Origin of the sequence: Azotobacter bryophylli, assembly GCF_042643485.1 — a bacterium.
Lineage (GTDB): Bacteria > Pseudomonadota > Gammaproteobacteria > Pseudomonadales > Pseudomonadaceae > Azotobacter > Azotobacter bryophylli.
In genome coordinates this window covers 75,531-102,319 of record NZ_JBHRSJ010000001.1, presented here as the reverse complement: position 1 = coordinate 102,319, position 26,789 = coordinate 75,531, and the positions used below count along the sequence as shown (strand labels likewise).

Below are 26,789 nucleotides of genomic sequence, written 5' to 3'. Positions count from 1 at the left end.
AAGCATGCAGGGATAAGCGATTGGAAAAGCAAGACCCATTCATTAAGGAGAGCAAGCAAATGATTCCAGTGATCTTGTCGGGCGGCAGTGGCTCGCGTCTTTGGCCCCTATCGCGCAAGCAGTTTCCCAAGCAGTTCCTCGCCCTCACCGGCGAGCGGACCATGTTCCAGGAAACCCTGCAGCGCCTGGTGTTCGAAGGCATGCAGAACCCGGTAGTGGTGTGCAACCAGGATCATCGCTTCATCGTCAAGGAGCAGCTCGAAGCGCTCGGCCTGGCGACCCAGGCGCTGCTGCTCGAGCCCTTCGGCCGCAATACCGCGCCGGCCATCGCCCTCGCGGCCATGAAGCTGATCGCCGAGGGCCGCGACGAGCTGCTGCTGGTGCTGCCGGCCGACCATGTGCTGGCCGATCACGAGGCCTTCCGCCGCTCGCTCGAACTGGCCCGCAAAGCCGCGGAAGGCGGCGAGCTGGTGCTGTTCGGCATCCCGGCCGACCGCCCGGAAACCGGCTACGGCTACATCAAGTGCGACCTGGCCGCCAGCGGCCTGCCGGATGGCGTCAACCGCGTCCTGCAGTTCGTCGAGAAGCCGGATGTGGAGCGCGCCAAGCGCTTCGTCGAATCCGGCGACTACTTCTGGAACAGCGGCATGTTCATGTTCCGCGCCAGCCGCTTCCTCGAGGAGCTGCAGGCGCACGACCCGGACATCTACGACAACTGCCTGCTGACCCTGGAGCGCAGCCAGGGCGGTACCGAGGAGATGAAGATCGATCCGGCCTCCTTCGCCTGCTGCCCGGACAACTCCGTGGACTATGCGGTGATGGAGAAGACCCGCCACGCCTGCGTGGTGCCGCTCTCGGCGGGCTGGAGCGACGTGGGCTGCTGGGCCTCGATCTGGGAAGTGCACGACAAGGACGAGCGCGGCAACGTGGTCAAGGGCGACGTGCTCCTGCACGACAGCCACAACTGCCTGGTGCACGGCAACGGCAAGCTGGTCGCCGTGCTCGGTCTGGAGGACGTGGTGGTGGTGGAAACCAAGGACGCCACCATGGTCGCCCACCGGGACCGGGTCCAGGACGTCAAGAAACTGGTCAAGTCCCTCGACGACCAGGCCCGTCCGGAAACCCAGAACCACTGCCAGGTCTATCGCCCCTGGGGCTCCTACGACTCGGTGGACATGGGCGGCCGCTTCCAGGTCAAGCGCATCACCGTGAAGCCGGGCGCCAGCCTCTCGCTGCAGATGCACCACCACCGCGCCGAGCACTGGATCGTGGTATCCGGCACCGCCCAGGTGACCTGCAACGAGAAGACCTTCCTGCTCACCGAGAACCAGTCGACCTACATCCCGGTCGGCGCCGTGCATCGCCTGGCCAACCCCGGGAAGATCGCCCTGGAGCTGATCGAGGTGCAGTCCGGCAGCTACCTCGGCGAAGACGACATCGAGCGTCTGGAAGACGTCTACGGTCGCACCGCTGAAGCCTCGCGGATCGTCGGTTGATCCCGCGCCTATCGGATCGCCCCGCGGGGCGGTCCGACGGCGTTTTCCCCCGCCTCTTCGGGCGACGGCTTTGGGTTAGGATGGATCACCGCCCTGCCCGAGACCGTTCATGCTATTCGGCGCCCTGCTCGTCCTGACCTGGCTGGTCCTGCTCCTGCGCTATCCGGAACAGGCCCTGCGGGTCTCCTTCGCCGCCCTCTGCGGCCTAGCCCTGGTCGTCGCCGCCGTGCTCTGGCAGGAGCAGCGCACCGAACACGCCCTCTCCCGTCTGGAACTGCGCCTCGACTACGCGCCGCAGCGCTGCCCGCCCGACCGGCCGCTGGCGGCGCTGCGTCCCGGCTACCGACCGGAAACCCTCGACTTCCGGCCCGTGCGGCTACAGGGCCGCTTCGCCGACTGAGCGAGTCCACGGCCCTGGCGACACGACGATTAACCCGGCGGCGTCGTTTCGCCGCGGCAGCTGCCCTGCACGTCCGCCTGTGAGACAATCGGCTGTTCAGCAGCCTTCAGCCGGTACCCGCACAGCATGTCCCATCCCCATTTCCACCGCCCACTGCCGAGTCCCTGATGCAGCCGGACATCTCTCAGCTGCGCCAGGAGGACTGGCAGGAAGAGTTCGACCTCGGCACCCTCGAGCGCGGCCGGAGCTATGCGGCCCAGGGCCGCAGCGCGCTGCTCAAGCTGACCCCCGAGCTGCTCGAAGCCAGTTGCCGGGGCTCGGCCACACAGAGCTACCGCCAGCGGATACGCCTGCTGCGCCATGCCGGTGGCTGGCAGGTGGCCGGTACCTGCAGCTGCCCGGTGGGCTACAACTGCAAACATGTGGTGGCGGCCCTGGTCGCCCTGGAAAACCAGCCGGCTCCGCCGCCCGAGCAGGAATCCCCCCTGCCCGAGCGTCTGCTCGACGACGTCCGCCCGATCCCCCTGCTGATCCTCGGCAGCCACGTGCGCATGCACTACGACGCGCGCAAGGGCCGCATGGTCGAGCAGCTCCAGCACCGCGCGGCGCTGGCCTTCCTCTATGGCGAGCAGCGCACCTCGGGCAAGGCGGCGAAGGACCTGCTGGTGCGTCGCGCGGACGAGGTGCTGCGCATCCGCCGCGACGCGGAGGCCGAGACGGGCTTCCGTCAGACCCTCGCCAGCCTGGGCTTCCAGGTCGCCCTGCGGCAGAGCGAGGCCCTGCCGGAGTCGACCGGCGAACTGTTCGAGCTGCCCGACGACGCCGCCTGGTTGCACCTGGTCCGCCAGGAACTGCCGAAGCTGCGCGAACGGGGCTGGCGCATCGAGATGCGCCCGGACTTCCACTTCAACCTGCTGGATATCGACGACTGGTACCTGCAGCTCGAGCAGCGTCCCGAGCAGGACTGGTTCGATCTGGAAATGGGCATCGAGGTCGAGGGCCAGCGCATCAGCCTGCTGCCGATCCTGCTCTACGCCATCCGCAACACGCCCTGGCTGCTGACCCCGGAGGCCCTGGCCAAGCGGCGCGACGATGAAATACTGCTGGTTCCGGTGCCGCGTGCTGGCGGCGCGCGGCGCATCGCCCTGCCCTTCGGCCGGCTCAAGCCGCTGCTGAACCACCTCGGCGAGCTATTCCTCCGCGAGCCGGGCGACGACAGCGAACACCTGCGTCTGGCCCGCCCCGACGCGGCGCGTCTGGCCGCGCTGGAGGAAAGCCTGCCGCTGCACTGGCAGGGCGGCGAGGCGCTGCGCAGCTTCGCCCAGCGCCTGCGCGACCTGCCGCAGCGCGAGGTGCTGCCGCCGGCTGGGCTGCGCGCCGAGCTGCGCTCCTACCAGCGCCAGGGCCTGACCTGGATGCAGACGCTGCGCGAACTGGGGGTGGGCGGCGTGCTCGCCGACGACATGGGCCTGGGCAAGACCCTGCAGACCCTGGCGCACATTCTCCTGGAGAAGCAGGCCGGGCGCCTGACCGCACCGGCGCTGGTGGTGATGCCCACCAGCCTGATCCCCAACTGGCAGGACGAGGCCGCCCGCTTCGCCCCGCAGCTGCGCGTGCTGGCCCTGCACGGTCCCAAGCGCGGCGCGCTGTTCGAGGAGATCGCCGGCGCCGACGTGCTGCTGACCAGCTACGCCCTGCTCTCGCGGGATCTCAAGGCGCTGGCCCGGCAGCCCTACCACCTGCTCATCCTCGACGAGGCCCAGCACATCAAGAACCCGCGCAGCAAAGCGGCCCAGGCCGCCGGCGAACTCTCCGCGCGGCACCGCTTGTGCCTGACCGGCACGCCTCTGGAGAACCACCTGGGCGAACTCTGGTCGCTGTTCAACCTGCTGATGCCCGGCTGGCTGGGCAGCGAGCAGCGCTTCAAGCGCGACTACCGCACGCCCATCGAAAAACATGGTGACGCCGTGCGCCTGGCCCATCTCAAGACGCGGGTCAAACCCTTCCTGCTACGCCGGACCAAGGAGCAGGTGGCCACCGAACTGCCGCCGAAGACCGAGATCACCCAGTTGCTGGAGCTCACCCAGGCCCAGCGCGACCGCTACGAAACCCTGCGCCTGGCGATGGACAGCAAGGTCCGCGCGGAAATCCAGCGCCAGGGCCTGGCCCGCAGCCAACTGGTGATCCTCGAGGCCCTGCTGCGCCTGCGCCAGGTCTGCTGCGACCTGCGCCTGCTGGACGGCGAGGCGGCGGCGACCTACCGACCGGCGGACTCCGGCAAGCTGACCGCGCTGATGGAGATGCTCGAGGAACTCTTCGCCGAGGGCCGCCGGGTGCTGCTGTTCTCCCAGTTCACCGGCATGCTCGAACTGATCGAGAGAGAACTCGAGGCGCGCCGGATTCCCTACGCCCTGCTCACCGGCAGCACCCGCGACCGGCGCACGCCGGTGGAGGAGTTCCAGTCGGGCAAGCTGCCGATCTTCCTGATCAGCCTGAAGGCCGGCGGCGCCGGTCTGAACCTGACCGCCGCCGACACCGTGATCCACTTCGATCCCTGGTGGAACCCGGCGGCCGAGGCCCAGGCCAGCGACCGCGCCTACCGCATCGGCCAGGACAAGCCGGTGTTCGTCTACCGGCTGATCGCCCGCGGCAGCGTCGAGGAGAAGATCCAGCAGTTGCAGAAAGCCAAGGCCAGCCTCGCCCGCGATGTGCTGGAAGGCGCCGCCCAGGGCGAGTCGCGGATGAGCGAGGAGGACCTCGCCGCGCTGTTCGCTCCGCTGGACTGAGCGGCCCGCCGGACGTTACTCGCCCTCGATCCGGTGCTTGTCCTCCGAGACCAGGATGCGCCGGCGCGGCGTCGGATTGTCCGTCTGCCCCGAAGGGAAGCGCGCCGAGGCGTAGCGGACCACCAGGATCGACACCGCCAGCAGCAGGATCGCCGCCGACACCAGGACCACGCCCCAGGTCGGCGAGTGGTGGTGGGAGATGTCCGAGATCATCAGCCGGGTCAGCGCGGTGATCGCCACGTAGATCAGGAAGCGCACCGGCATGTGGTTGGTCTTGAAGTAGATCCCGACCATCGCGCCCAATTCGAGATAGATGAACAGGAGGAGAATGTCGTCGACCGTGACGGTGCTCTTTTCGATCATGCCGAAAAAGGCATGGACTGCCGCCCAGGCCGTGGCCCCGCCGATGGCGAAGAGCGCCAGGTAATGAAAAGTCTCCACCAGCAGGTTGCCCAGCGAATCCGCGACTTCATGGATGCAATGGTGCAGCTTGTCGGCCCAGTTATTGCTCACGATACAACTCCTCAATGCGTATGTACTGCGTATCGATCCCGGATCGGTCATCGCCCCGCAAGGGTCATGCAGGATAGAGGCCATTCACCGGAATCGATATAGCCGCTGCGCATTACCCGGAGACCGGGCGTTCGGCGCAGGGCAGGCGGGGTTTTCGCCTTGTTGGCTTGGCATCATTCGCCAGGCCGGCATGGGCGAAACGGTACAAAGATGCCAACTCACCGCCTGTCTGTCACTGCGACCGACTGGCAGACGGGCAGCCGATCGGGCGAACTTGCCGTCGGGCTTCCGGTCCATCTTGGCAACAGACAGGCTCAGGACACGAACGATGAACAGCCCCTTTCAGAGCATCACCGACGTCTTCAAGGCGGAATATCACGTGAATTTCAGCGTGGAGCGACCCGACGGCAGCGTCGTGCTGACGCTTTCCAACGACAAGGGGGTCGCGGTCAAGCGCTTCATCAGCGCCGAACAGTGGCGCGACCCGGAAAAACTGCAGCGCTTCATCATGAGCGTGAAGCTCGGCCTGGCCATCGAGAAGGGCGAGGTCACCCCGGACCTGCTCGCCAACATGTCCAACCCCGTGCAGGTCCTCAACGGCTAACCGGGCTGCTCCAGGGCCTCCACCAGGGCCCTGAGAAACCGCGCCGCCTCGCCCCCGGTCACCGCCCGGTGGTCGAAGGTCAGCGAGAGCGGCAGCACCGGATGCACCACCACCTCCCCCTGCATCGCCACCGGCTCCTCTCGGAGGCGGCCGGCGGCGACGATCGCCACCTGCGGCGGCACTACGATCGGGTTGGCGTAGCGGCCGAACAGGGTGCCGAAGTTGGACAGGGTGAGCGTCGCCCCCATCATCTCCCGCGGCGGAATGGAACGCGCCTGGACGTCCGCGCGCAGCCGCGCCATGCCCTCGCGCAGGTCATCCGCGCTGCGCGCCGCGACGTTGCGCAACACCGGCACGAACAACCCGTCCTGGGTGTCCACGGCGATGCCCAGGTCGAGCTGGTCGTGGCGCTTGATGGTCAGATTCCGACCGTCGAACCAGGCATTTAGCTGCGGCTCGACGGCGCAGGCGGCGGCGATCGCCATGGCCAGGCGCACCAGCGGGTCGCGGGCCGCGGCCCAGCGGTGCAGATCGGCGTCGGCGAACAGGGTGACCGGCACCACCTCGGCATGGGCGCGCGCCATGTTGGCCGCCATGCTGCGCCGCACGCCGTACAGACGCTGCCCGCCGATACGCTCGCGGGCGTCCTGGGCCGTCCTCTCCACGTCGGCCCGGGTGATCAGGCCGTCCGGCCCTCTGCCGTCGACGGCGTCCAGCTCGACGCCCAGCCGGCGGGCCAGCTGGCGTACCGCCGGGGTCGCCCGGGGTGCCCGGTGCTCGCGGGTGGAGGGCGCGGCGCCGACGAAGAAGCGGTCCGCCTGCCCTTCCCCACCGCCCTCCAGACGCCCGACCACGGTGCCGGCGTCGCCCTCGCCCTCGTAGCCCAGCAGGGGGTCGCCGACGTGCAGCAGATCGCCCTTGCCGCCGAAGCACTGGGCGATGATCCCGTCATGGGGCGCGGGGATGTCCACCAGCGCCTTGGCGGTCTCCACCGAGACCAGCAACTGGTCGGTCTGCACCGCGTCCCCCGGCTTGACGTGCCATTCGACGATCTCGGCCTCCTGCAACCCCTCGCCCAGATCGGGCAGCTTGAAGTATTTCATGGCGTTTCTCCTTGTTGTCCTGCCCCCGCGAGGCGCGCTCAGGCGTACTCCAGCACCGTCTCGCAGGCCGCCAGGATGTCGGCGACGCCCGGCATGTAGTAGCTCTCCAGGCGGTACAGGGGCGGTGGGATGTCCGGGGCCGTGACCCGCTGGATCGGCGCCTGCAGGTCGAGCAGGGCGCGCTCGTAGAGGCTGGCGGCGATCTCCGCACCGACCGCGCAGCTCTTCGGCGCCTCGTGGACGATCACGCAGCGGCCGGTCTTGCGCACCGAGGCCTCCAGCGTGTCCAGGTCGAGGGGCTTGAGACAGGCCACGTCGATCACCTCGGCCTCGACGCCGCGCTCGGCCAGGGCGCCGGCCGCCTGCAGGGTCTCGACCAGGCTGGCGCCCCAGCTGACCAGGGTGACGTCGCCGCCCTCGCGCAGGGTGAAGCAGCTGTCCAGCGGCAGCCGCCGGCCGTCGTCGGCCAGGGGCTGCGGGTTCATCCGGTACAGCCGGGTGGGTTCGAGAAAGATCACCGGGTCGGGATCGTCGATGGCCGCCAGCAGCAGGCCGTAGGCCCGCGCTGGCGAGGACGGCACCAGCACCCGCAGCCCGGGGATGTGGGCGAACAGCGCCTCGGTGCTTTCGCTGTGGTGTTCCGGCGCGCGGATGCCGGCGCCCATCGGCGCGCGCAGCACCAGCGGGCAGGCCAGCCGGCCGCGGGTGCGGTTGCGCAGGCGGCTGGCATGGGACACCAGCTGCTCCATGGCGGCGTAGATGAAGCCCATGAACTGGATCTCCAGCACCGGTTTCAGGCCCTGGGCCGCCATGCCCACCGCCAGGCCGGCGATCATGGTCTCGGCCAGGGGCGTGTCGATCACCCGCTTGAAGCCGAAGGCGTCGCGCAAACCGAGGGTGGCGCGGAACACTCCGCCGTTGACCCCGACGTCCTCGCCGAACACCACTACCCGCTCGTCCTCGCGCATCGCCCGGTGCAGGGCCAGGTTGACCGCCTCCACCAGGCTGTATTTGCCGTCACTCATGGCTTTCCCCTCCCCGGGCGCGGGTCGCCCGTTCCGCGAGCATCTCGCGCTGCTCGGTCAGCGCCGCCGGCCAGCGGGCGTAGAGATGCTCGAAGACCGACTCGACCGGCTGCTGGCCGGCCGCCTCGAAGACCGTCACCGCCCGCTGCACCTGCGCCTGGCAGTCGGCGATCAGCGCCTGCTCGCGGCTCTCGTCCCACACGCCCTGGGCCGCCAGGAAGGACTGCAGGCGCTTGACCGGCTCCTCCTGCCAGGCCTGGCGGACTTCCTCGTCCGGGCGGTAGCGGGTCGCATCGTCGGCGGTGGTGTGGTCGCCCAGGCGATAGCTCAGGCACTCCACCAGCGCCGGCCCCTTGCCCTGGCGGGCGCGTTCGAGGGCGCTGCCGACGCGGTCGTAGACGGCGACGATGTCGTTGCCGTCCACCTGCTCGCCCGGCAAGCCGGCGCCGACCGCCTTCTGCGCCAGGGTCGGGGCGCCGCACTGGATGCGCCGCGGCACCGAGATCGCCCACTGGTTGTTGTTGACCACGAAGACCACCGGCAGCTGCCAGGCGCCGGCGACGTTGAGCGCTTCGAGGAAGTCGCCCTTGCTGGTGGCGCCGTCGCCGCAGGTGGTGACGGCGACGCGGCGCTCGCCGCGGATCTTGAACGCCGTGGCCACGCCGCAGGCATGCAGCGACTGGGTGGCGATCGGCACGCAGATCGGGAAGTCCTCGCGCACCGCCGGATCGGCGTAGTCGCTGCCGCGCTCGTCGCCGCCCCAGTAGAGCAGGATCTCCTCCATCTTCACCCCGCGCATCAGCTGCACGGCGGTGTCCCGGTAGTAGGGCACCAGCACGTCCTCCGGACGCATCAGGCTGCCGACGGCGACGCCGATGGCTTCCTGGCCGAGGGTCGGCGCGTAGGTGCCGATCCGACCGGTGCGCTGCAGGGCCACCGCCTTGCGGTCGAACAGGCGGGTCAGCACCATCTGCCGGTAGAGCCGGGTGAGTAGGTCGAAGTCGTCGGCCCAGGCCGGCAGAGCGCCCAGCGGACGGCCGTCGGGCGCGAGATAGCGTGTGCAGGGAAGCTCGATGGTCATGCGCAACTCCTCCGCGCCTTGTGGGCGCATCAGCCCGCCGCTTGTGGCCGCGGGGTCGTGATGGGAGATGGTTTGGGGAAAGACGCGCTCTCTCACCTCAACTCTAGCCGTACAACAGCCGCTCCGCCTGCTCGTCGGCGACCCGCGCCGGCGAGCGCCGCTCGACCGCGGCCTGCTCGTAGATGTCGTCCAGGCGCTCGCCGATCCGCCCCAGGTGGGCGTTGATCGCCGCCAGACTTTCGCCGCGGTGGTGCAGCGCGACGAAGATCAGCCCGCCGGCGTTGATCACGTAGTCCGGCGCATAGAGGATGCCCCGCGCCTGCAGCAGGTCGGCGACATCCGCGGTGGCCAGCTGGTTGTTCGCCGCGCCGGCCACCGCGGCGCAGCGCAGGCCGGCGACGCTCTCGCCGCTGAGCACGCCGCCGAGACCGCAGGGCACGAGGATGTCGCAGGGCACGGAGAGCAGCGCCTCGCAGGCCACCGGCCACGCGCCCAGCCGCTCCACCGCCTGCTGCACGCGGCCGTAGTCCAGATCGCTGACCAAGAGCTCGGCGCCGCCGGCGGCGAGCCGTTCGGCCAGGGCGAAGCCGACATGGCCGAGTCCCTGGATGGCGATGCGCAGGCCGGCCAGGCCATCGCCGCCGAGGCGCGCCCTGGCCGTGGCGCGGATGCCGAGGAGCACGCCCCGGGCGGTGTACGGCGAGGGATCGCCCTCATCGGTGGTGCTGGTGACGAAGCGGGTGTGGCGGGCGATGCAGTCCATGTCCAGGCTCGAGGTGCCGCTGTCGACGGCGGTGATGTAGAGCCCGTCGAGGGACTCGACGAAACGGCCGAAGGCCTCGAACAGGGCGCCCCGGTCGCCGACGTGGGGCGGGCGGATGATCACCGCCTTGCCGCCGCCGAGGGCGAGTCCGGCCAGCGCCGCCTTGTAGCTCATGCCCTGGGCGAGGCGGATGGCGTCGCGAATGGCGCTGGTGCTGTCCGGATAGGGGAGATAGCGGCAGCCCCCGAGTGCGGGACCGAGACGGGTGCTGTGGATGGCGATGACAACCTTGAGGCCGGTGGCCGGATCCTGTGCCAGATGCAGCGCCTCGAGCCGGGCGGCCTCCATCAGGGCGAACATGACGATGACTCCTCGCTACTACCGTTGAGTATAGGCGGCCTCTGGACGGATCTCGCCGAGACGGCTAAATACAAGGGATTCACGGAGCGATGAGTGCCATGACCCCGCGCCAAGCCTGCCTCCTCTGCCTGGAACGCGAGCCGCCGGCCTTTTTCGAGGCGGCCCTGTGGATAGCCGCCGAACACGACGCGTCGCTGCGGCCCGAACGGGTGCTGCACGAATTCGGCGGTCTGCTGCGCGACGTCGCCGCCGGCCTGCCGGTCCTGCCGCCGCGGGAGCTGGCCCAGCCGCTGCTGCGCCAGCTGCAGACCCTGGGCTTCCAGGAGGAGCCAGCGCTGCTCCAGTACGTGCAGGCGGTGCTGCTGCACAAGGTCCTGCTGCAGCGCCGCGGCCAGGGGCTGGCGCTGGTGCTGATCGTCCTCGAACTGGCCCGGCGGCTGGAGATCCCCTTGGCCTGCATCGCCTTTCCCGGCCGCTTCCTGCTGCGCGTGGCCAATTCCGACCATCTGCTCGACCTCAGCGGGCGCCGCCTGCATACCCGCGACTGCCGGGACATGCTGGTCCGTCAGCTCGGCCCGCAGGCCCAGCTCAACGCCGGCCATCTGCAGCCTTGCCCCCCGCGCCGCCTGCTGCTGCTCCTGTCGCGCCAGCTGCGCCAGCTGCATCAGCAGGAAGAGAACCACCTGGCCGCCCTGAAGGATGCCGAACGGGCGCTGCTGATCGGCCCGCCCGGGGTGGACGACCATCTGGCCCGCGCCGACCTCTACCGCCTGCTCGACTGCCCGCAGGGCGAGCGCTTCGACCTGCAGCGCGCCCTGCTGCTCAGCGAGGACCCGGTGCAACGCCTGCAGCTGAGCCAGCGGCTGCATCGGCTCGGTGCGATGCCGGCCCTGCATTGAACCTGCCGCGAGCCCGGCGGCGCGCCTCATTCCCGGAGCCGGCCGGCGCGCCGCACAGCCGGTCGCGGAAGGCGCCTAGACAAAAGTTTTAGATTCGACCGCCCGCTTTACAGTCTTTTCACTCAATAAAGGAGGATAATTCCCCCCATTTACTGCTTCTGGAGTAAACAGTCTTTGGACACACTGCAAGCGATGCGTGCTTTCGTGCGTGTCATCGACAGCGGTAGCTTCACCGCTGCGGCACAGTCCCTGAATCTCTCCAACGCCCAGGTATCGCGGCTGGTCTCCGACCTGGAAACCAGCCTGCGGGCACGGCTGCTGCACCGCACCACCCGGCGCCTGGCGCTGACCGAAGCCGGCGAGCGCTACCTGCAGCGCTGCCGACTGATCCTGGCCGAGGTGCACGAGGCCGCCGTCGAAGCCAGCGGCGCGCACCTGACGCCCCGCGGCCGTCTGCGCGTGCATTCGGTCACCAGCCTCGGCACCCTGCAGCTGGCTCCCCTGGTCGGCCGCTATTCCGAACGCTATCCCGAGGTGACCCTGGAGCTGACCCTGTCGCAGCGCGTGCCGGACCTGATCGAGGAAGGCCACGACGTGGTCATCACCGCCTGTCGCGACCTGCCCGATTCGGAGCTGGTGGCCCAGCGGCTGGCCGAGCTGTACAACGTGGTCTGCGCCGCGCCCGCCTATCTCGAGCGGCACGGCACGCCGCAGCGTCCGGAGGATCTCCAGGCGCACCGCTGCCTGCGCCTGATCGATCCGCTCTTCTCCGACCGCTGGGTGTTCCAGGACGGCGACGAGGAGTTGATCGTCCGCCCCGGCGACACCTTCCAGGTCAACGTCGCCGAAGCCATGGCCCATGCCGCCGAGTCGGGCATGGGCATCTGCCTGCTGCCCAGCTTCGTCGCCGCCCGGGCCATGAGCCGCGGCGGCCTGAAGCGCCTGCTGCCGTCCTACCAGATCCACCAGCGCAGCATCTTCGCGCTCTATCCCTCGCGCAGCTTCCTCGACGCGAAGACCAAGACCTGGATCGAATTCCTCAAGGAGGAGCTGCCCAAGGTGGCGGAGCAGGACCAGCGCATCCTCGACGACCCGGCCTACTGGGCCTGAGCCGTGCCGGCATTATTCTCTATTCGTCAATGATGCTTCCTCAAAACTAGGATTTTTCCCTTGTATTCCAGCTTCTTATACTGACCCCGAATTCCGAGCTCGTTGATGATCCGAACGGAATTTCCCCATGAACGAAATTAGCTCCTTCGTTCTTTGTATCGACCGTTGCCACCTTACTTGGCAACGGTTTTTTTTTGCCCGCGCGCCGGCCAGCGTGCACAAACGGGCCGATCAGACGCCCTTTTCCCGCCCGGAAACGAGGAATCGGCGGACCGCAGCGCGAACCTTTGTCAACGGAAAAAATGTCGCAGCAGATAACCGGACTTGGTTGTACAAAGCCAGGCGCTGCTATAAGTTGCAATTCGGTTCAGTCGACGCAGCGCCCTCTACTGGTCAGGTACCCGGGCGCTGCGTCGCTGGGCCGCCTGCCCATTCGCACGAGTCCCTCCATGAGCGCGTCCCCGGCTCCCATCCTGATTTCCGGCGCCAGCCAGCGCATCGGACTGCACTGTGCCGAGCGCCTGCTCGACGACGGCGAACGGCTGATCGTCAGCTACCGCCGGGAGAGACCGGGCCTGGCCGGCCTGCGCGAGCGCGGCGCCCTGACCCTGCAGGCCGACTTCAGCGACGAAGCCGGCATCCTCCGCTTCATCGCCCAGGTCGGGGAGCATACCGACCGCCTGCGCGCCATCGTCCACAACGCCTCGGACTGGCTGAGCGAGGCGCCGGGCGAGGAAGCCCTGGCCTTCCAGCGGCTGTTCAACGTGCACATGCTGGCGCCCTACCTGATCAACCTGCACTGCGCGGAACTGCTCGAGCGCTCCACCCCGGCCGACATCGTCCACATCAGCGACGACGTCACCCGCAAGGGCAGCGCCCGGCACATCGCCTACAGCGCCAGCAAGGCCGGCCTGGACAACCTCACCCTGTCCTTCGCCGCGCGCCTGGCGCCGCGCATCAAGGTCAACGGCATCGCCCCGGCGCTGATCCTGTTCAACGAGGGCGACGACGAGGCCTATAGGGAAAAGGCCCTGGCCAAGTCCGCGCTGGGCATCGAGCCCGGCCCCGAGGTGATCTACCGGAGCCTGCGCTATCTGTTGGACAATCCCTACGTCACCGGGACCACGCTGACGGTCAACGGCGGACGCCATCTCAAGTAAGATGCCCTCCCCCCTTCCGCAACAGTTCGAACGGAGCAACGAGTTATGCCGCGACTGGAATCTGGCATGGCGCGGATCCGGGTCAAGGACCTGCGACTGCGCACCTACATCGGGATCAAGGAAGACGAGATCCTCAACAAGCAGGACATACTGATCAACCTGACGATCATCTACCCGGCGGTGGAAGCCGTGCGGGACAACGTGATCGACCAGGCGCTGAATTACCGCACCATCACCAAGGCGATCATCCAGCACGTCGAGGAGAACCGTTTCGCCCTGCTCGAGCGGCTGACCCAGGAGATCCTCGACCTGGTGATGACCCACAAGGCGGTGCGCTACGCCGAGGTGGAGGTGGACAAGCCCCACGCCCTGCGCTTCGCCGAGTCGGTGTCCATCACCCTGGCCGCGCACCGCGACTGACCGTCTTCCCCCGACGCCCGCGGCCTGGTGACGGCCACGGGCCGCGGGTATGATCGCGCCGGCAGCCGCCGGCCCACCGGGCCGCGGCCTGCTCCAGCGTAAACCGATCCGCCAGCCGAGATACGAACATGACCGAAGAACAACGCGTCGAACTCGAGGCCGCCGCATTCCGCCGCCTGGTCCAGCATCTGCGCAGCCGACCGGACGTGCAGAATATCGACCTGATGAACCTCGCCGGCTTCTGCCGCAACTGTCTGTCCAAATGGCTCAAGGCCGCCGCCGACGACCTCGGCGTGGAGATGACGCCGGAGCAGGCGCGCGAGGAGATCTACGGCATGCCGTACGACGAGTGGAAAAGCAAATACCAGAAAGAGGCCAGCCCCGAGCAGAAGGCCGCCTTCGAGAAGAGCAGCAAGCAATGACCGAATCGAACGATCTGAAGGACTTCCGCGCCCGCCTGCGCCGCGAGGAGCACACCTTCGCCGAAACCCTGGCGTTCATCGCCGCGCACTACGACTACCAGCCCAGCGCCTTCCGTAACGGCGAGGTGGAAAACGCCGCCGGACAGAACGAGGGCTCCTGCAAGACCCTCGGCCTGGCCACGCTCGAAGGCTTCAGCGTCGAGGAAGCCCTGCTGGCCTTCGGCGAGCACTACCGCGCCGTGCTGGCCCACCCGGACGGCACCGATCACGGCAACATCCGCGCGCTGATGGCCAGCGGCCTGGCCAGCGTGCGCTTCGAGCGCCAGCCGCTGACCCGCAAGGCCTGACGCCACCGGCCGGCGCCGCCCCGTGCGGGAGCGGCGCCGTCAAGGCCAGTCGAGCAGGGGCATCACCGTGGCGGTGCTCGCCGGCCAATTCCCCAGCCGCCCTGCAGCGGTCGTTGTCCGCTTGGGCGAACTCGCCGACTCCCCATCGGAGGGTCTCCCGGCGCTTTCTCCGCTGCGGCAAAGCCGGTAAGGTCGGGGCCGATTCACTTCGGAGAACCCCATGCCCCTGCCTGTCCTATCCGGCCCCCAGTACCTGCGTGAAGGCCTCAAGCTGGTCCTCAGCCCCGGTCTGCGGCGGTTCGTGCTCATGCCCCTGGCCGTCAACCTGGTCCTGTTCGTCGCCCTGGTCACTCTGGCCATGCATCAGTTCGGCATCTGGGTCGACGCCCTGATGCCCAGCCTGCCGGACTGGCTGAGCTTTCTCGAGTACCTGCTCTGGCCCCTGTTCGTAACGCTGGTGGTGCTGATCGTGTTCTTCACCTTCACCCTGCTGGGCACCTCCCTGGCGGCGCCGCTCAACGGTCTGCTGGCGGAGAAGGTGGAGGTGGTACTGCGCGGCGAGGATCACTTCCCGCCCTTCCGCTGGGGCGAACTGTTCGCCCTGGCGCCGCGCACCTTCGGCCGCGAACTGCGCAAGCTGACCTATTTCCTGCCCCGCTCCCTGGGGCTGCTGATCCTCTCCTTCATCCCGGGACCCAACCTGGTCGCACCCTTCCTCTGGGTCCTGTTCGGCGTGTGGATGATGGCGGTGCAGTACATCGACTACCCGGCGGACAACAACAAGGTCGGCTGGGACGAGATGCTCGCCTGGCTGCGCGGGCGACGCTGGCACAGCCTGAGCTTCGGCGGCATCACCTACGCGGCGCTGCTGATCCCCGGACTGAACCTGCTGATCATGCCGGCGGCGGTGGCGGGCGCCACCCTGCTCTGGGTGCGCGAAGGCGGGATACAGCAGGCACAGGCTTGAACCGGGCGTGACCGCCCCCCAGAATGCCGACATCCCCACGGACGGGGAGTCATGGATATGGCGGACGACTCGGCAACCAGGAGGGTACAGGGATGTATCGATTCATCGGCGATCTGCCACCCGTCGGCGCGCGGGCGCGGCCAGCGGCTCATTCATCGGAAGGTCATGGCGGGGTCACAGGCCTGACACAGTCGCAACGGAGACTGCGTCCATGAGCACCTCCCTGCACATCGCGCTGATCAGCGAAACCTTCCCCCCGGAAATCAACGGTGTCGCCAACACCCTGGGCCGCCTCTGCGCGGGTCTGGAGGCGCGCGGCCACCGTCTGCAACTGGTCCGCCCGCGCCAGAGCGCCGACCGGGACAGCCAGCCGGACGACCAGTTGCTGCTCACCCGCGGCTGGCCGCTGCCCGGCTACCCCGGCCTGCAATGGGGCCAGTCGTCCATGCAGAAACTGCTGCGCCGCTGGCGGCACGACCGACCGGACGTCCTCTACATCGCCACCGAAGGCCCGCTGGGCCTCTCCGCCCTGCGCTGCGCGCGGCGCCTGGGCATCCCGGTGGTCAGCGGCTTCCACACCAACTTCCAGCAGTACAGCCGGCACTATGGCTTCGGTCTGCTGAGCCGGATGCTGACCCGCTACCTGCGCTGGTTCCACAACCACACCCAACTGACCCTGGTACCCAGCCCCGGCCAGCAGGTCGAGCTGGTCCGTCGCGGTTTCGAGCGCCTGGAGCTGCTGTCCCGCGGCGTCGACAGCCAGCTGTTCCGCCCGTCCCGGCGCTCGGACGAACTGCGCGCCGCCTGGGGCCTGGAGGAAGGCGACATCGCGGTCCTGCACGTCGGTCGCCTGGCTCCGGAGAAGAACCTGGCCCTGCTCGGCAGCACCTTCCGCGCCCTGCAGGAGGCCTATCCGCAGCGCCGGATGAAGCTGGTCCTGGTCGGCGACGGCCCGCTGCGCGCCAGCCTGCAGAAGCAATGGCCGGACGCGCTGTTCTGCGGCATGCAGCGGGACGAGGCGCTGGCCGCGCATTACGCCTGCGGCGACCTGTTCCTCTTCCCCAGCCTCTCGGAGACCTTCGGCAACGTGGTTCTGGAAGCCCTCGCCGCCGGCCTCGGCGTGGTCGCCTACGACCAGGCGGCGGCGGCCCAGCACATCCGCCACGGGCACAACGGCGCCCTGGCCATGCCCGGCGACGAGCACGGCTTCCAGCAGGCGGCGATCTGGCTGCTGGAGGAGGACGAGAACCTGCGCCGGGTCCGCCTGAATGCCCGGCAGCACGCCAGCCATCAGGGCTGGGACGGTGTCGTGCAACTGTTCGAGCAACACCTGAGAAACGCCCAGCGCCGCCTTCCCGAGCGGACCGACGGGCACCCCGGCATCGGCCCGGGCAGCAAGATCGCAGGATAGGAGGAGCGAGGCAGGCGGCACGCCCGCCTCGCCGGCGGTTAGGCCGCCACCTCGCGCCGCGCCCGCTCGCGCAGGTACTCGAGCACCGCCGCCTGCTCGCCGGCGAACTCGATGCGCTCGGCCTTGCTCTCGCGCTGGTAGGCGTACATGGGGTCGTAGTATTCGCGCAGCAGCCCCTCGATCCAGCCGCGGTGCAGGTCGACTCGGCCACTGGCCTCCTGCTCGGCCAGCGCCGCGTCCATGATCGCCGCCAGGCGCTGATAGCGCTCTCCCCCCAGGCGTTTGACGATGTTCGCCAGGCTCTGCTGGAGGCGGGCGGTGAAGGCCGGGAAACCGGCCTCCTGGCCGTGGGCGGCGACGAACTCGGCGCTGAGGTCGATCACGTAGTCGCGCAGGATGCGCTCGACCCGGCCCTCGAAGCTGTCTTCCAGCCAGACCAGCGGGAACTGTTGCATGCCCTGGTGCAGCTCCAGCGGCAGCGAGCAGCTGCCGATCAGGCGGCTCTCGTCCTCCAGGACGAACTGCTCGATGCCGGCCGCACGCTTCTTCAGGAGCTCGATGGACAGCCGGTTCTCGAAGTCGATCTGCGCCGGCTGCGGCGTGGCGCGCTTGCCGAAGCTGGAGCCGCGGTGGTTGGCGAGGCCTTCCAGGTCGAGGCTGTTGCCCAGAGCGGCGATCACCTCGGTCTTGCCGGTGCCGGTCAGGCCGCCGACCAGGACGAAATCGCACTGCTCCACCGCCTGCTGCTGGTTTTCCAGCAGGAAGGTGCGCATCGCCTTGTAGCCGCCCACCACCCGCGGGTAGTCAATGCCGGCCTCGTCCTTCAACCAGCGCTGGACGATCTGCGAACGCAGGCCGCCGCGGAAACAGTACAGATAGCCGTCGGGATGGGCGCGGGCGAAGTCGGCCCAGGCCTGGATGCGCTCGGCCTTGATCCGGCCGGATACCAGCTTGTGGCCGAGCTCGATGGCCGCCTGCTGGCCATGCTGCTTGTAGCAGGTGCCGACCTTCTGCCGCTCGTTGTCGTTCATCAGCGGCAGGTTGATCACACCGGGGAAGGCGCCCTTGGTGAATTCCACCGGGGCGCGGGTATCCATCATCGGGACGTCGTCGAGGAAGAGTTGACGGTAGTCGGCGGTATCGGCACGCATCAGAGCACCTCTACCGCGTAGTTCTGTCGCTCGACCAGACGGCCGATCGGCGCGAGATCCAGGCCCAGCTCGGCGGCCACGGCGAGGAACTCGCCCTCGCCTTCCGGGCTGACCGCGACCAGCAGCCCGCCGCTGGTCTGCGGATCGCAGAGCAGCAGCTTGCACAGCTCCGGCAGCGGCGCGATGCGCTCGCCGTAGCTGTCGAAGTTGCGCAGGGTGCCGCCAGGGACGCAGCCCTGCTCCAGGTAGTGCTCGACGCCGGGCAGGCGCGGCACCGCGGAGAAGTCGATCTCGGCGCTGAGCCCGCTGCCGTCGGCCATCTCGACCAGGTGGCCGAGCAGGCCGAAGCCGGTGACGTCGGTCATCGCCTTGACCCCGGCGAGCTTGCCGAAGCGGCTGCCCGGCTTGTTCAGCTTGCACATCCAGTCGCGCGCCAGGCCTACGTCCTCGGCGCGCAGTTTGGACTTCTTCTCCGCCGTGGTGAGGATGCCGATGCCCAGCGGCTTGGTCAGGTACAGCCGGCAGCCGAGGGTGGCGGTGTCGTTGCGCTTGAGATGGCGCTTGTCCACCAGGCCGGTCACGGCCAGGCCGAAGATCGGCTCCGGCGCATCGATGGAATGGCCGCCGGCCAGGGGAATGCCGGCCTCGTCGCACACCGAGCGGCCGCCGCGCACCACCTCGCGGGCCACCTCGGGCCGCAGCACGTTGATCGGCCAGCCTAAGATGGCGATGGCCATCAGCGGATCGCCGCCCATGGCGTAGATGTCGCTGATGGCGTTGGTGGCGGCGATGCGGCCGAAGTCGTAGGGATCGTCGACGATCGGCATGAAGAAATCGGTGGTGGAAACCACCCCGCGCTCCTCGTCGATGGCGTAGACCGCGGCGTCGTCGCGCGAGGCGTTGCCGACCCACAGTCGGGGATCGAGGTTCTGCGCGCCGCTGCCGGCTAGAATGACCTCCAGCACCTTGGGAGAAATCTTGCAGCCACAGCCGGCGCCATGGCTGTACTGGGTCAAGCGGATCGGCTCGTTCATGGTCATCCTCGGGGAGCGACTGAAAAACAGGCGGCGATTGTAGCAAAGCCGCATCCCGCGCCGTGGCCGGCGGCGCGGGTGGATCGAGGGATACTTGCAGGGGGAGGGACGCCATGGGCAAGCGCGTGGCATTGGTACTGGGCGCCGGGGGCGCCCGGGGTTACGCCCACATCGGCGTGATCGAGGAACTGGAAGCCCGCGGCTACCGGATCGGCTGCATCGCCGGCTGCTCGATGGGCGCGGTGATCGGCGGCATCCACGCCGCCGGCAAGCTCGACGAATACCGCCAGTGGATCGAAGGGCTCGACTACTTGGGCCTGCTGCGCCTGATGGACGTCAGCTTCAGCATGGGCGTCATCCGCGGCGACAAGGTCTTCGCCCGCATCCGCGAGATCGTCGGCGAGCTGAACATCGAGGATCTGCCGATCCCCTACACCGCGGTGGCCACCGACCTGACCACCCACCAGGAGATCTGGTTCCAGGAAGGCTGCCTGCACCAGGCGATGCGCGCCTCGGCGGCGATTCCCAGCCTGTTCACCCCAGTCGCCAAGGGCCAGCACATGCTGGTCGACGGCGGCCTGCTCAACCCGTTGCCGATCGTGCCGGTGGTCTCCAGCCACTGCGACCTGATCGTCGCGGTCGATCTGGGCGCCAGCAACCCCAAGCACTACCGCCTGCCGCCGCAGGAGCGCTCGCCGATGCTCAGGGGACGGGTCGACGCGGTGCTCGGCTCGCTCGGCTCGCGCCTGCCCTTCCGCCGCCGCGTCGAGGAACTGGCCGAGGTGCAGGAAGGCGCACCGCTGCCGCTACGCCAGCTCGACACGTTGGCGGACGAGCCGCTGGCCGCCGAGCTGGACAGCCCGCCGACCTCGGCCAGCGGCTCGACCGTGGTCGACCTGCTGGGCCCGGCGACCCTGCTCGATCTGGTCAACCAGAGCTTCGAGGTGATGCAGACCGCGCTGACCCAGTACAAGATCGCCGGCTACCCGCCGGACATCCTGATCAACGTGCCCAAGCAGGCCTGCCGCTTCTTCGAGTTCCACAAGGCGCCGGCGCTGATCCGCCTCGGCCGGCAGATCGCCAGCGACACCCTGGACGCCTACGAGCGCGCGCACTGAGCCCTTATTCGGCCCCGTGCGGCTCCTTCGCCTTGCGCGACGTCCGCGCCTCGCTCACCCAGCCGCTGAGCAGGCTGTAGGCCACCGCCAGCAGGGTCGGGCCGAGGAACAGGCCCATGAAGCCGAAGGCGTAGAGCCCGCCGAACACCCCGAGCAGGACGACCACCAGCGGCAGGTTGCCGCCCCGGCTGATCAGGTAGGGCTTGAGCACGTTGTCCACACCGCTGATGCCGAACGTGCCCCAGATGCCGAGGAACACCGCATAACCGTACTCGCCCTGCCAGACCAGCCAGGCGGTGGCGGGAATCCAGACGAACGGCGGCCCCATGGGGATCAGACTGAACACCACGGTGAGCAGGCCGAGCGGCAGCGCCCCCGGCACCCCGGCGATCCAGAAGCCGATCAGCGCCAGCGCGCCCTGGGCCACCGCGGTGCCGATCACGCCGTTGACCACGCGCTGGACGGTGGCGGCGACCAAATCCAGATAGTGCTGGGCGCGATCGCCGATCAGCCGCTCGAGCAGCCCCTCGACGAAATCGGCCAGGCGCGGCCCGTCGCGGTAGAAGAAGAACACCAGCACCAAGCTCAGGGCCAGCTCCAGGATACCGCCGGCGATCTTGGCGCTGCGTCCCAGCAGCCAGTTGCCGACCTCGCCCAGGTAGGGACGGATGGTGGTGAAGAGCGCGCTGCCCTGCTGGTCCAGGTTGTTCCACAGGCGCACCAGGCTCTCGCCGACCAGCGGCACGCCGGCCAGCCAGCCGGGCGCCGGCGGCAGCCCCTCGACGCGCATGGTGTTAATCAGCTCCGTGGCGCCGCGGATGTGATCGGCCATGTTGAGGCCGAGCAGCAGCAGCGGCACGGCGACCAGCAGCACCCAGCCGCCGGTGAGAATCGCCGCCGCCACCGACTCCCGCCCGTTCAGCCAGTTGGTCAGGATGCGCATCAGCGGCCAGCTGGCGAAGGCCAGCACGGCCGCCCAGAACAGCGCCGAGGCGAACGGCAGCAGAACCCACAGGCTGGCCCCCAGCAGGGCCAGCAGGAGAAGCAGCACCATCAGGCGATCGTTGAGCATTTGGAATCCCATGTTTCTCCGGCAAAAGACTGCAAGCCGCTGATCTGCGCAGTATGAGCCAAGCGCATCGCACAAGCTGCCGAAAATTGAGCGCTTCCCGCCGCCCGATCGTGCGGCTCGCGAAAGCGTGACGCTCAGCGCAGCAGGGTCAGGCGCAGGCCGGCGATCTCGTCCCCGTCCAGCTCCAGCCGGGCGGCGCGCACGCCCTCGGCCACCAGGGCCGCGCGCCAGGCCTCGGCGTGCGCCCCGGCCAGGCTGACGCGCAGGGTGCTGTCCAGCTTGAGGCTGCGCGCCAACAGGCCTGCCCAGGTCGGGTCCGGCTCGCCGTCCAGCTCCGGCAGCAGCAGGCGGCCGCTGCCGCGCAGCTGGGCCAGCAGGGTGCCCGGCGTGGGCAGCAGCTCGCCGAGCGGAGCGCCGGCGTCGAGCTGCTCCACGTGCAGGTAGGCCCGGCGGTTGCCGCGGGTGATGCCGTACAGCGCCAGCAGGCTGTCCCGGCGCGGCGCCGGCAGGCGCAGCAGGGCGTAGTCCTGCTGGCTGTCCGGGCCGTACAGACCGGCATCGCCGAACACCGCGTTGGCCCACAGGCTGCTCGATCCGCAATCGCGCCCCCGGCACCAGAACAGCAGCTCGGCGCCCTGCTCCAGCAGGGATGCGCGGGCCAGCTCGAAGGCCTCGGTCGAGCCGTGCTCTTCGGGCAGGCGGTAGGTCAACGCCGTCAGGGCGCCCTCGGCGGCCACCTCGCCCTCGTAGCGCAGGCGGCCGCCGATCTCCAGAAGCGACCCGAGGGGATAGACCCGCTCCTGGCTGGCCTGGCGGAACTCGACGATCTCGGCGCGGGGAAAGCGCGGCAGCCCCTCGAGGTCGTGGCTGCCCGGCGGCTCGGCGGCCGGGAGGGCGGCACTGCAGAGAAGAAGGCCGAGGAGGACCGGGAGGCGCATCCCGCGCTCAGCGAATCAGCATGGACTGCGCGGCGGAGAGCTGACGGGCGCTCTCCTCGCGCGGCGGAATCTGCAGCCCGCGCTGCACCGCCGGCCGCTCGCCGACGGCCTTCAGCCAGCGCTGCAGATTCTCCAGCCCGTCCACGGAAACCCCCGACCAGTCGTGGCGGGACACCCAGGGGTAGGCGGCGATGTCGGCGATGCCGTAGTCCCCGGCCAGGTACTCGGCCTCGCCCAGACGGCCGTCCAGCACCTCGTACAGGCGGCGGGTCTCGTGCTGGTAGCGGTCGATGACGCTCGGCAGCCTCTCCGGGAAATAGCGGAAGAACACGTTGGCCTGCCCCTGCATCGGGCCGACGCCGCCCATCTGGAACATCAGCCACTGGATCGCCAGCGAACGGCCCTTGGCGTCCGCGGGCATCAGCCGGCCGGTCTTCTCCGCCAGATAGATGAGGATGGCGCCGGACTCGAACACGGCGAAATCGCCGTTGTCGCGATCGACGATGGCCGGAATCCGCCCGTTGGGGTTGATCCTGAGGAACTCCGGCGACTTCTGCTCCTTCTTCTCGAAGGACAGCGCGTGCACCTCGTAGGGCAGCGCGAGTTCCTCCAGGGCGATGGAGATCTTGTGCCCGTTGGGCGTGGCGGCGGTGTACAGGTCGATCATCGTGGTTCTCCTCGGCTCGTGTCGCTCAACCATCGGCACTCGGCCCGGGCAAGTCAAGGCACGCGGAAGAACGGAGCGAAACGGTCGGCGACCGCCCGAGCGCCGGCTTCGTCGTCCAGATGCAGGTGGTGCCCGCCGGGCAGCTCGTGGCAACTCCAGGGCAGCTCCCGGAGCAGCGCTTCCACCCCGGGCCGGCCGCTCAGCAGCCCCTCGCGGGCCAGCACCAGGCAGGTCGGACAACCCACCGCCCGGGCGAAGGACTCGGCCTGGGCCTGGTCAAGGCGCAACGCCGAGGGCAGCCGCAGGCGGCTGTCGGCGCGCCAAGTGTAACCGCCGGGAACCGGCATCAGCCCGCGCTCGGCGAGCAGTTCGGCGGACTCGCGGCTCACCTTGGTCGCGCCCTGCATGCGTGCCTGCACGGCGCGCTCGATGTCCTCGTAGACCGGCTTGCGCTTGTTCGGCAGTTTCAGCTGCTCGCGCAGCGCCGAGCCCAGCTGGGCCGGGGCCTCTTCCGCGGCGCGGGTGAGCGGCAGCAGGCCGTCGATCAGCGCCAGCCGCTCGATCCGCTCCGGCACGGCGCCGGCCAGCATCACCGCGACGATGGCGCCCAGGGAGTGGCCGATCAGGGAAAACCGCTGCCAGCCGAGCTGCTCGGCGACCTGCAGCACATCGAAGGCGTTGTCCCACAACTGGTAGCCGGCGCCGGCCGGACGATGCCCGGAATAGCCGTGGCCGGCGAAATCCAGCGCGACGATGCGCAGCCCCGACAGGCGCGGCGCCAGGCGGGCGAAGCTCATGGCGTTGTCCAGCCAGCCGTGCAGGGCCAGCACCGGCCGGCCGTCCGGCGGCCCGTAGAGATGGGCGGCGAGTTCGATGTGCGGCAGGTTGAGACGAACTTCTTCGCAGTGCAGGGTCATGGGCCATCCCGGACCTGTGGACATGTCATGGGGAGGCGACGAGCACCTCGTTCGCTCAGGCCGCCTTGGTGATGCAGTAAACGGCCAGCTTGTTGCCATCCAGATCGCGGAAGTAGCCGGCGTAGAACCCCGGAACCGCCTCGCGCGGCCCTACCGGGCCCTCGTCCTTGCCCCCCAGGGCCAGGGCCTTGGCGTGCACGGCCTGGACCTGCTGCGGGTTTTCCGCCGCCAGCGCGACCATGGTGCCGTTGCCCGGGGTCGCCGGCTGGCCGTCGTAGGGCTTGATGAGGGCGAGGCTGAGCTTGCCCGGCCTGGTGCCCCAGCCGATCATCCGCGGCAGCTCGAAGACCCGCTCCGCGCCGATCTCGGCCAGGATCTGGTCGTAGAACGCTGCCGCCCGCTCCAGGTCGTTGGTGCCCAGGGTGATGTAACCGATCATCTGTTTCTGCTCCTTGAATGATGGACCATGCGCGTGCCGCCCCGTCGGCGACAGGCGTCCGCAGCATAACGGATCGGCCCCGCGGCGGGCAGCGTGGCCATCTGACTACACTAGGGATGCGCCATCATGGGACACGCAACGATGAACGACGCCAGCCCCGCCCCGGAACTCACCGCGACGCGCCTGCGGGCCATGCACGAGCAGGGCTTCATGCTGCTCCCCGGCGTACTGGACTCGCAGCGGATCGCCCGGCTGCGCACGGCCATCGACCGGCTCCAGCCGGAGCACTGGGACTACACCGGGCTGGTCGATCACTACAAATGCGTGTTCAACCGCGATCCCCTGTGGCTGCCCTACCTCGACCCGCCCGGCGTCATCGAACTGGCCGAGGCCGCCCTCGGCGACGACTGCCACGTGATCGGCCAGACCGCCTGGCGCAGCCATCCCGGCTTCATCGGCGCCGACCTGCACCTGGACTACCTGGTGATGGAGCTGCCCCCGGAGCTGCTGGCCGACCCGGCTTTCGTCCTGCCCATGCAGATCTGCACCGCGCATCTGTACCTGGACGACATCGACGAGGACCTCTGCCCGACCCTGGTCATCCCCGGCAGCCACCGCGCCGGCCGCCGGCCCGCCGAGGGCGAGACCCGCTGGCAGGGCCGCGCGGCCGAGCCGGTGCTGTGCCGGGCCGGCGACGTGCTGTTCTTTCGCAGCGAACTCTGGCACGCCGGCAGCCGCAACCGCACGACCGACCAGGTCCGCTATCTGCTGCAGGTGCATTACGGCCGGCGGATGGTGGCGCAGAAGTTCTCGCCGTACCTCCACTGGCGCTTCAACCCCGAGGTGCTGGCGGCGTGCACGCCGCGCCAGCGCCGGCTGCTGGGCGAGCACGAAGCGGCGGAATATGACTGAGCGTGCTTACTCACAAACTCTGTGAGCCGAATTGTGCATAACTTTGGGATGCCTCGCTGGGATCGCGATGGCCTCTGGCCTGCCAAGGATCGTTCATTTTTTGAACGATCGTCCCGGAGACGGGGAACAAGGCCCTGATTGCAGAGGAAATTTCACCGCTCGGACAGGTTTTCCGGAGCGCCGCCGCGGTTTTTGCTGACTTTCCCCGCTTTTCAACACAGCGCGGGGACAACCCTGTGGACAACGTCGGGATGCTCTGTCGGGAAACAGAATCCATGCAGGCTGCGGCGACCTGCACAAAAAATCGCCAACCGCCGCAAGTCCCTGGCGCCTACAGCTTGCGCCGCCGACCGGTGATCATCGACAGCGGCAGGTTCTCGTGCAGGCGGACGCTTTCCACCAGCGCCGCCAGCAGGTGCAGGCAAACCAGCACCAGCAGGGCGTCGGCGACGAGCCCGTGCAGGTCCTCGACCCAGTCCACGCCCCAGAAGTAGTCGATCCGGTCCATCATGAAGCCGCTCACCCCGAGGGCGAACATGCACAGCATCATCAGGATCATCACCAGGGCACCGACCGGCGAATGCCCGAGGCGGTGATAGGGGCGCCAGGCGATCAGCGCCCGCAGGTGTTCGGCGAGGCGCGCGCGGGTCGGCCAGAAATCCGACCAGCGCGCCGCCGGCGAGCCGACGAAGCCCCACAGCACCCGCACGGGAATCCAGGCCAGCGCGTAGTATCCCAACCAGACGTGCCAGGACTCGCCCGGCTCGTTGAGGAAGTAGTTGGCGATGAAGACGCCGGCCAGCGACCAGTGGAACAGCCGCACCAGCGGATCCCACAGGCGCAGGGTTTCGACGACCATGGCTTACTTCTGGACCTTTTCCTTGACCGGCTTGCCGCTCACCGGGTCGTAGTAGATCTCGACCTTGCGGTTGTCCTTGTCGTGCCCGTAGATCTCGTAGCAGTTGCCCTTGGTGACCTTGAAGGTCTTGATCTGATAACCCTCGGACTTGAGCTGCTCCTGGAACTTGCCCTGGTCTTGCCACTGGGCCTTGTCGGCCTTGGTGCACTCGGGAGTGGCGGCGAGAGCCAGGGGGCTGGCGACGGCAAGGCACAGCAGGATCAGTTTGCGCATGGGGAATCCCTCGTTGTCGATTGGTATTGCGGAAATCGCTGTTGCGAGTCCCAACCTTGCACCACGAAAGTTAAATCAAGCTTAAGTGGCCCCATCGCAGCACCGCAGCCGACGAACGGTTCGATTTCCGACGACCCGCTTGCGCCATCACTCTGCCATTATGCGGACACATAATTGACTTGCGTCTATTGCCAAGGACACGCCGGCACTTACACTTCATGCAGCCAGAATTCTTCGAAGTGGTTGGCATAACAACCTGCTCATGCCACCGGCTTCGAGCGCATCCGGGTGTCGTGCGGTTCTGCGATCCGCAGGCGGCAGCCGTCGGAGCCATCACGGGAGGGAAACATGCAAGTCAACGTACGACCGATCAGCAGTCCCCTGGGCCACTGGCAGGTGCAGTTCGGCAAGGTCGCGGTGACCTTCCGTAGCGAGAACGAAGCCCGCCAGTTCGTCAACACCTTGGAAACCCGGCTGAAGGCGCCACATCCCTGGCCCACCTCCCAGCAGTACGCCGGTAGCTGAGCCGGTCGCCGACGCCC

General features: G+C 68.6%; 29 protein-coding genes. 15 read left to right on the top strand and 14 right to left on the bottom strand.

Annotation, left to right across the window (positions count from 1 at the left end; all coding sequences use genetic code 11):
• Positions 1-59: 59 nt before the first annotated feature.
• The 3 genes from ACFOJE_RS00530 (at position 60) to ACFOJE_RS00520 (ending at position 4,682) form a co-directional block, all read left to right on the top strand.
• The gene (locus ACFOJE_RS00530; protein ID WP_377812272.1) at positions 60-1,496 is read left to right on the top strand and encodes a mannose-1-phosphate guanylyltransferase/mannose-6-phosphate isomerase; all 1,437 of its coding nucleotides are present in this window, start codon (positions 60-62) and stop codon (positions 1,494-1,496) included.
• A 109-nt stretch (positions 1,497-1,605) separates the two neighbouring features.
• A complete protein-coding gene (locus tag ACFOJE_RS00525) occupies positions 1,606-1,896 on the top strand; it encodes a hypothetical protein (protein WP_377812271.1) in 291 nt (96 codons plus the stop codon).
• 167 nt (positions 1,897-2,063) lie between these two features.
• On the top strand, positions 2,064-4,682 hold the full coding sequence (locus ACFOJE_RS00520; protein ID WP_377812270.1) for a DEAD/DEAH box helicase: 2,619 nt from the start codon (positions 2,064-2,066) through the stop codon (positions 4,680-4,682).
• A 15-nt stretch (positions 4,683-4,697) separates the two neighbouring features.
• Here ACFOJE_RS00520 and ACFOJE_RS00515 read toward each other — a convergent pair whose 3' ends face one another.
• Positions 4,698-5,195, bottom strand: coding sequence for a phosphate-starvation-inducible protein PsiE (locus ACFOJE_RS00515; RefSeq protein ID WP_377812269.1), 498 nt, complete (start codon positions 5,193-5,195; stop codon positions 4,698-4,700).
• 328 nt (positions 5,196-5,523) lie between these two features.
• Between ACFOJE_RS00515 and ACFOJE_RS00510 the strand changes: the two genes are divergently transcribed.
• Positions 5,524-5,799, top strand: coding sequence for a DUF3509 domain-containing protein (locus tag ACFOJE_RS00510; protein WP_377812268.1), 276 nt, complete (start codon positions 5,524-5,526; stop codon positions 5,797-5,799).
• Here ACFOJE_RS00510 and ACFOJE_RS00505 read toward each other — a convergent pair.
• The 4 genes from ACFOJE_RS00505 to ACFOJE_RS00490 all read right to left on the bottom strand — a co-directional run bounded on the left by ACFOJE_RS00505 (position 5,796) and on the right by ACFOJE_RS00490 (position 10,131).
• Entirely contained in the window at positions 5,796-6,902 is a 1,107-nt protein-coding gene (locus tag ACFOJE_RS00505) for a dihydrolipoamide acetyltransferase family protein (RefSeq protein ID WP_377812267.1), read from the bottom strand. The genes ACFOJE_RS00510 and ACFOJE_RS00505 overlap by 4 nt on opposite strands.
• A gap of 38 nt (positions 6,903-6,940) precedes the next feature.
• On the bottom strand, positions 6,941-7,927 hold the full coding sequence (locus ACFOJE_RS00500) for an alpha-ketoacid dehydrogenase subunit beta (protein WP_377812266.1): 987 nt from the start codon (positions 7,925-7,927) through the stop codon (positions 6,941-6,943).
• Positions 7,920-9,008 carry a pyruvate dehydrogenase (acetyl-transferring) E1 component subunit alpha gene (pdhA, locus tag ACFOJE_RS00495; RefSeq protein ID WP_377812265.1) on the bottom strand — a complete coding sequence of 363 codons (1,089 nt, stop codon included), beginning with the start codon at positions 9,006-9,008 and terminating at the stop codon, positions 7,920-7,922. Before pdhA ends, ACFOJE_RS00500 begins: the two co-directional genes overlap by 8 nt.
• A gap of 103 nt (positions 9,009-9,111) precedes the next feature.
• Positions 9,112-10,131: a Glu/Leu/Phe/Val dehydrogenase family protein gene (locus tag ACFOJE_RS00490; protein ID WP_377812264.1), complete on the bottom strand. Its 1,020-nt coding sequence runs from the start codon at positions 10,129-10,131 to the stop codon at positions 9,112-9,114.
• A gap of 98 nt (positions 10,132-10,229) precedes the next feature.
• Here ACFOJE_RS00490 and ACFOJE_RS00485 point away from each other — a divergent pair, with 98 nt between their 5' ends.
• The 8 genes from ACFOJE_RS00485 (at position 10,230) to ACFOJE_RS00450 (ending at position 16,867) form a co-directional block, all read left to right on the top strand.
• On the top strand, positions 10,230-11,030 hold the full coding sequence (locus ACFOJE_RS00485; RefSeq protein ID WP_377812263.1) for a transglutaminase family protein: 801 nt from the start codon (positions 10,230-10,232) through the stop codon (positions 11,028-11,030).
• A 174-nt stretch (positions 11,031-11,204) separates the two neighbouring features.
• Positions 11,205-12,140, top strand: coding sequence for a LysR family transcriptional regulator (locus ACFOJE_RS00480; protein WP_377812262.1), 936 nt, complete (start codon positions 11,205-11,207; stop codon positions 12,138-12,140).
• A gap of 449 nt (positions 12,141-12,589) precedes the next feature.
• A complete protein-coding gene (folM, locus tag ACFOJE_RS00475; protein WP_377812261.1) occupies positions 12,590-13,300 on the top strand; it encodes a dihydromonapterin reductase in 711 nt (236 codons plus the stop codon).
• 45 nt (positions 13,301-13,345) lie between these two features.
• A complete protein-coding gene (gene folX, locus ACFOJE_RS00470; protein ID WP_377812260.1) occupies positions 13,346-13,720 on the top strand; it encodes a dihydroneopterin triphosphate 2'-epimerase in 375 nt (124 codons plus the stop codon).
• Positions 13,721-13,848: 128 nt separating this feature from the next.
• Entirely contained in the window at positions 13,849-14,142 is a 294-nt protein-coding gene (locus ACFOJE_RS00465; RefSeq protein ID WP_377812259.1) for a DUF1244 domain-containing protein, read from the top strand.
• Positions 14,139-14,489, top strand: a complete 351-nt coding sequence (locus ACFOJE_RS00460; RefSeq protein ID WP_377812258.1) for a HopJ type III effector protein — start codon at positions 14,139-14,141, stop codon at positions 14,487-14,489. Before ACFOJE_RS00465 ends, ACFOJE_RS00460 begins: the two co-directional genes overlap by 4 nt.
• 220 nt (positions 14,490-14,709) lie before the next feature.
• The gene (gene cysZ / locus ACFOJE_RS00455; RefSeq protein ID WP_377812257.1) at positions 14,710-15,456 is read left to right on the top strand and encodes a sulfate transporter CysZ; all 747 of its coding nucleotides are present in this window, start codon (positions 14,710-14,712) and stop codon (positions 15,454-15,456) included.
• A gap of 211 nt (positions 15,457-15,667) precedes the next feature.
• Entirely contained in the window at positions 15,668-16,867 is a 1,200-nt protein-coding gene (locus ACFOJE_RS00450; protein ID WP_377812256.1) for a glycosyltransferase family 4 protein, read from the top strand.
• A gap of 38 nt (positions 16,868-16,905) precedes the next feature.
• On the opposite strand, the gene mnmH is transcribed toward ACFOJE_RS00450, so the two are convergent.
• Together mnmH and selD are read right to left on the bottom strand one after the other, a co-directional pair.
• Complete coding sequence (gene mnmH / locus ACFOJE_RS00445) at positions 16,906-18,018, bottom strand: tRNA 2-selenouridine(34) synthase MnmH (protein ID WP_377812255.1); 1,113 nt, start codon at positions 18,016-18,018, stop codon at positions 16,906-16,908.
• A complete protein-coding gene (selD, locus tag ACFOJE_RS00440) occupies positions 18,018-19,052 on the bottom strand; it encodes a selenide, water dikinase SelD (RefSeq protein ID WP_377812254.1) in 1,035 nt (344 codons plus the stop codon). The genes mnmH and selD overlap by 1 nt, the downstream gene beginning before the upstream one ends.
• Before the next feature lie 113 nt (positions 19,053-19,165).
• On the opposite strand from selD, the gene ACFOJE_RS00435 reads away from it, so the two are divergent.
• Positions 19,166-20,170 (top strand): patatin-like phospholipase family protein, encoded by a 1,005-nt coding sequence (locus ACFOJE_RS00435; RefSeq protein ID WP_377812253.1) that lies wholly within the window; start codon positions 19,166-19,168, stop codon positions 20,168-20,170.
• 4 nt (positions 20,171-20,174) lie between these two features.
• Here ACFOJE_RS00435 and ACFOJE_RS00430 read toward each other — a convergent pair whose 3' ends face one another.
• The 5 genes from ACFOJE_RS00430 to ACFOJE_RS00410 form a co-directional block, all read right to left on the bottom strand.
• The gene (locus tag ACFOJE_RS00430) at positions 20,175-21,254 is read right to left on the bottom strand and encodes an AI-2E family transporter (protein WP_377812252.1); all 1,080 of its coding nucleotides are present in this window, start codon (positions 21,252-21,254) and stop codon (positions 20,175-20,177) included.
• A gap of 122 nt (positions 21,255-21,376) precedes the next feature.
• Entirely contained in the window at positions 21,377-22,180 is an 804-nt protein-coding gene (locus ACFOJE_RS00425; protein WP_377812251.1) for a DUF4892 domain-containing protein, read from the bottom strand.
• 7 nt (positions 22,181-22,187) lie between these two features.
• Complete coding sequence (locus ACFOJE_RS00420) at positions 22,188-22,847, bottom strand: glutathione S-transferase family protein (RefSeq protein ID WP_377812250.1); 660 nt, start codon at positions 22,845-22,847, stop codon at positions 22,188-22,190.
• A 53-nt stretch (positions 22,848-22,900) separates the two neighbouring features.
• Positions 22,901-23,764 (bottom strand): alpha/beta hydrolase, encoded by an 864-nt coding sequence (locus tag ACFOJE_RS00415; RefSeq protein WP_377812249.1) that lies wholly within the window; start codon positions 23,762-23,764, stop codon positions 22,901-22,903.
• A gap of 55 nt (positions 23,765-23,819) precedes the next feature.
• On the bottom strand, positions 23,820-24,203 hold the full coding sequence (locus tag ACFOJE_RS00410) for a VOC family protein (RefSeq protein ID WP_377812248.1): 384 nt from the start codon (positions 24,201-24,203) through the stop codon (positions 23,820-23,822).
• Positions 24,204-24,329: 126 nt separating this feature from the next.
• On the opposite strand from ACFOJE_RS00410, the gene ACFOJE_RS00405 reads away from it, so the two are divergent.
• Positions 24,330-25,115, top strand: coding sequence for a phytanoyl-CoA dioxygenase family protein (locus ACFOJE_RS00405; RefSeq protein WP_377812247.1), 786 nt, complete (start codon positions 24,330-24,332; stop codon positions 25,113-25,115).
• 331 nt (positions 25,116-25,446) lie between these two features.
• On the opposite strand, the gene ACFOJE_RS00400 is transcribed toward ACFOJE_RS00405, so the two are convergent.
• The gene (locus tag ACFOJE_RS00400) at positions 25,447-25,974 is read right to left on the bottom strand and encodes a cytochrome b/b6 domain-containing protein (protein WP_377812246.1); all 528 of its coding nucleotides are present in this window, start codon (positions 25,972-25,974) and stop codon (positions 25,447-25,449) included.
• Between the two features lie 3 nt (positions 25,975-25,977).
• On the bottom strand, positions 25,978-26,247 hold the full coding sequence (locus ACFOJE_RS00395; protein WP_377812245.1) for a PepSY domain-containing protein: 270 nt from the start codon (positions 26,245-26,247) through the stop codon (positions 25,978-25,980).
• Positions 26,248-26,595: 348 nt separating this feature from the next.
• Here ACFOJE_RS00395 and ACFOJE_RS00390 point away from each other — a divergent pair, with 348 nt between their 5' ends.
• Positions 26,596-26,772: a hypothetical protein gene (locus ACFOJE_RS00390; protein WP_377812244.1), complete on the top strand. Its 177-nt coding sequence runs from the start codon at positions 26,596-26,598 to the stop codon at positions 26,770-26,772.
• Positions 26,773-26,789 lie beyond the last annotated feature (17 nt).